Source organism: Bacteroides sp. HMSC067B03 (genome assembly GCF_001811315.1).
Lineage (GTDB): Bacteria > Bacteroidota > Bacteroidia > Bacteroidales > Bacteroidaceae > Bacteroides > Bacteroides faecis.
This window is the reverse complement of sequence record NZ_KV804429.1, coordinates 1-4,176: the sequence shown is the minus strand read 5'-3', so window position 1 is coordinate 4,176 and position 4,176 is coordinate 1. Positions and strand designations below refer to the sequence as shown.

Here is a 4,176-nt window from a genome sequence, read left to right as displayed (position 1 = left end):
AAGCAAGCAAACGATTGAAGCGGACTGCCGATTTGGCAGCGAAATATCCAACTACCTATCTACAGCCCTAAAAGGCTAGGACATATGGGTAAGCAACAGACTGCCGGGCAGTCACTCCGCTGAAAGGGTGGGTGGGAAAAAACTAAGTGGACGCAAAAAACAACCTTACCATTGGGGGATAAACTTCCCCCTATTTTCACTTCACATATTCTTTACCCCACTTCAATTGATTCAACAAACTTCAACAACAAAGCGACTGTTACCGTATGAAATGAAAGCTGATTGAACAACTTATGCGCTTTCAGCATCTCAATAGCGGCTTCAGCCGTAACAACTCTCTGTTCATAAAGCCGAATTGTCGCATATAACTGGTCATTTGCGACAGGCCCCATTATTAGGTCATAGTCACCGTTTTCTCTTCCTCTGCGGTTGTTGACAACAAACTCCAGCCATTCTTTTGTCGCACCCATAAACCGAAGAACCGGATATTCCCTATCAAGAATATCATCGGGAACTTCATAAACAGAGACGATTGCTTTTTCGCTCTGTTCCCTGTTCTTCTTCAACAAAGCCCATTTTTTTGCTTGTTCAAAGTTGGTTGTCGTATAAAATCCCTTCCCAAAGTCCGTAGCCTTCCGTCCTTTCTGTATATTAGGGCGTTTCACGGTAACTGTAGATCCATGAAATAGTCTCATTTTCTTTTATTGATATAAGTCGTTATAGTATCTAATATATATTCGGGGTCTTGGGTATGAAGCATTTCAAAAGTCTCATCCAAAAAATCAAAAACCCCATAGTCCGAAAACAACAACAAGGTTTCTTCCGCACTTTGTTTCTTTTCCTCCCTATAATTCTCAATGCAGAACATCTTGAAAAGCAGGATCTTCGTGTCACCGTTATACCGTCGTTTTTCTTCTGTTTTTTCCTTCTCCAATGTTTCATAAAGCGACAATGTACTTGAATACCATAACTTGGTACTCTTATCCAGCAAAGATTTATACAACTTGGAAGAATATATATAATACAGTGCATCGCCTAAAGGCAATGCCTTTTTCTTCATGACCAGTTCTACCAGCTCTCTCATCACGAATGGGAGCATGGTTGAGTCAAGTTCTCCTTGATTTTTATGAGTAATTTCCATATTCTTGTTGTTATTACTTTAGCATATTTTCGAAAACACCTTCTTCACAGTTCTTTATACACACCTGACACTCGGCCACCACTTCTCTTAATATTCGGGCACATTCTTCATTCGAATGCCCTTGCAGTAATTCATAGGCATATCGCATCAGTTCATTAGCTTCCATTGTTTCCATCCTTATCAATAATATTCAAGTTCATCATTATTTTCTGCAACGACTCCATATTTGGAGTTCCTAACCAACACACACCTATGCAAAAGGTCATATTGTTCTCTGTATCTGAAAAACGCATATTGTTTTACCTTTTACAAACATTGTTGTCCCATTAAAATCTAAAAGAGTTCTTTGAAATATTTGAAATTTAGTTAGTTACAGCGATTTTCCGAGCGAACGGACTTGAATTTGTAGCTTTGCATCAGATTAATCCGATGGCATATGTTCCAAGACAAATACGTTTTCGCTCAATTGGCTTCATTTCTGAATCGAAGTAAGTTTAACCGCATAGTCACCAAGTATGATGGTGATAAATATGTGAAGCACTTCACCTGCTGGAATCAACTACTTGCTTTGATGTTTGGTCAACTTTCTAATCGTGAAAGTCTGCGAGATTTGATAGTTGCTCTTGAAGCTCATCATTCCAAATGTTATCATTTAGGAATGGGTAAAAATGTATCAAAGTCATCGCTGGCAAGAGCAAATCAAGATAGAGACTATCACATCTTTGAAGAATATGCTTACTACCTGGTTAGCGAAGCACGACAAAAGTGTGCTAATCATATTTTCAAACTTGGCGGTAACGTTTATGCTTTCGATTCGACTACTATTGACCTGTGCCTTTCAGTCTTTTGGTGGGCAAAATTCCGCAAAAAGAAAGGTGGTATCAAAGTGCATACATTATATGATGTGGAAACACAGATTCCTGCATTCTTTCATATCACGGAAGCATCCGTACACGATTCTAAAGTTATGATTGAAATTCCTTATGAACCAAGCTCTTATTACATCTTTGACCGCGGTTATAACAACTTCAAAATACTGTATAAAATTCATCAAATTGAAGCCTACTTTGTTGTCAGAGCAAAAAAGAATCTCGGGTACAAATCCATCCAATGGAAACGTAGGCTGCCTAAGAATGTGCTTTCAGACGCAAGTGTATTTCTGACAGGATTCTATCCTAAACAATATTATCCAGAGCCACTTAGATTGGTTAAATATTGGGATGAAGAACAAGAACGAGAATTTACATTCATAACCAATGCGATGCATATATCTGCGCTTCAAGTTGCTGAACTTTATAAAAATCGCTGGCAGGTAGAGCTGTTTTTCAAATGGCTCAAGCAGCACCTTAAAATCAAAAGATTTTGGGGAACTACAGAGAATGCTGTTCGAATACAGATATATGCTGCTATATGCGCTTACTGTTTGGTGGCAATCATTCAACACGATATGCAACTGAACAGAAGTACATATGAAGTGTTACAAATACTGAGCATCTCATTGACTGATAAGACTCATCTGAGAGACCTCTTTGATAAAACTAAATTTCAAAATGACAAAGAACGATTCGGACCAAATGGGCCAAGTTTATTTAATTTTTAATTCGTCCCAATTTTAATGGGACACTAATGTTTTACAAAGGTAAAACAATTAAGTAAAATTCATCTATCATTGCTTTTCATATTTATTGTGTCTTTCTCTTTTGCATCGGAAGTATTAGCACTTACAGCAACCAGACAGTATGACATCGCCACGTTTGATCATACCGCTGGAAAACAACGATATACAATCTGAATCAAAACAGATTGTATATCACCAATTTCTTTTTTTGTGCCTTGTTAAACGTATAAGAAGTTCCTCCGGCAGATTTTCCATCCCAATAGGCAATCAGCCTACAGGCGTGTGAAATCATGTAATCATTACGGTGGGCATAGCATTGGGCATAATAATATTCGGATAGAACTACCACCTTGTCGGCTTGGCGCAAAATATCAGCATACCTCTGTTTGTCCTCTTTGTTGAAATACACATCTTGCCCGACATAAGGAACAACCGCCACCAAAACCATATCGGGATATTGTTTCCTTTGTTCAAGTACGGTATGAGCAGCCATCATGTCAAATCCAACCGCACAACCAATATAGAAAAAACGGATTCCATTCTCATAGCAGAAACGTACCTCTTCATTCAACGATACGGACAAAGCATATTTATTTGTTCGTATCGTTCTATGACCGGTAAAAGCAACGGACATCATTTTCATCCATTTATCACGTGCCTTTCTACATATATCCAACGAACCTGCCGAAGTTTCATACACCATTCCATTCACCTCATAACGATAAGTGAACCAAGTAGTATCTCCAAAGATATCCTTCTGCTTCTCTATATAACTCTCTTTTTCTTTCATCTTATAACATACGGACAACTGTTTTACCTAAAAAGAAACCTCCCAAAACCTCACCTCCTATTTTTTCCAACTGACATGCGAAACGAGCATACGAAAACCCTTTTGTTAAAATATCGTCAAATACCAAGATTTTCTTACCCCGAAAAAAGTCCTTGTCAAATTCTATCACTTGTACTTTTTGAAGCGACTTGCTGTCAAATTTCTCGTGAATAGCCAAACGATCTCCACTGACACGTATATGTTCATACGCATTGATAGCACCTGAAAACTTACACACAGCCGAAGCAAACCCCTTATAACGAAGTTCATTCTTATCAGCGGAAGAAGCCGGAACACAAGCAAAAACAATATTCTTAACATCATCACCAAAAACTTGATGTAACTTATTCGCTATCATCCAAGCTATATTCAAATAAGCTTTTCCATCCTTAAAACTCCATATCATCTTACGAATTTGCCATTCTCTTTCCGTTGCCTGCCGATATTGCATAGGAAGATACTCAAAGAAAGAAAACATCATCTTATGCCATTGTCTGTCTAAACTAGGATATTTACTCTGATGTGCCATAGTCTTTTATCTATTAAAATTAAACTTATGCTTCAGCTAGATTTAAAGACCTTTTTTTA

6 protein-coding genes are annotated in these 4,176 nt (G+C 37.9%); 1 reads left to right on the top strand and 5 read right to left on the bottom strand.

Annotation, left to right across the window (positions count from 1 at the left end; all coding sequences use genetic code 11):
* Positions 1-212: 212 nt before the first annotated feature.
* The 3 genes from HMPREF2794_RS21400 to HMPREF2794_RS29080 are packed head-to-tail and all read right to left on the bottom strand — an operon-like array spanning position 213 to position 1,316.
* Positions 213-695, bottom strand: coding sequence for a DUF3990 domain-containing protein (locus HMPREF2794_RS21400; RefSeq protein WP_005868753.1), 483 nt, complete (start codon positions 693-695; stop codon positions 213-215).
* Positions 692-1,141: a DUF3791 domain-containing protein gene (locus HMPREF2794_RS21395; RefSeq protein WP_005868755.1), complete on the bottom strand. Its 450-nt coding sequence runs from the start codon at positions 1,139-1,141 to the stop codon at positions 692-694. The genes HMPREF2794_RS21400 and HMPREF2794_RS21395 overlap by 4 nt, the downstream gene beginning before the upstream one ends.
* A gap of 13 nt (positions 1,142-1,154) precedes the next feature.
* Complete coding sequence (locus HMPREF2794_RS29080; protein WP_007564662.1) at positions 1,155-1,316, bottom strand: hypothetical protein; 162 nt, start codon at positions 1,314-1,316, stop codon at positions 1,155-1,157.
* 261 nt (positions 1,317-1,577) lie between these two features.
* Here HMPREF2794_RS29080 and HMPREF2794_RS21390 point away from each other — a divergent pair, with 261 nt between their 5' ends.
* Entirely contained in the window at positions 1,578-2,741 is a 1,164-nt protein-coding gene (locus tag HMPREF2794_RS21390; protein WP_005868407.1) for an IS4 family transposase, read from the top strand.
* Between the two features lie 193 nt (positions 2,742-2,934).
* Here HMPREF2794_RS21390 and HMPREF2794_RS21385 read toward each other — a convergent pair whose 3' ends face one another.
* Both HMPREF2794_RS21385 and HMPREF2794_RS21380 read right to left on the bottom strand, forming a co-directional pair.
* Positions 2,935-3,549 (bottom strand): SLOG family protein, encoded by a 615-nt coding sequence (locus tag HMPREF2794_RS21385; protein ID WP_005868759.1) that lies wholly within the window; start codon positions 3,547-3,549, stop codon positions 2,935-2,937.
* Between the two features lies 1 nt (position 3,550).
* Complete coding sequence (locus HMPREF2794_RS21380) at positions 3,551-4,117, bottom strand: phosphoribosyltransferase (RefSeq protein WP_005868760.1); 567 nt, start codon at positions 4,115-4,117, stop codon at positions 3,551-3,553.
* Positions 4,118-4,176: the final 59 nt, after the last annotated feature.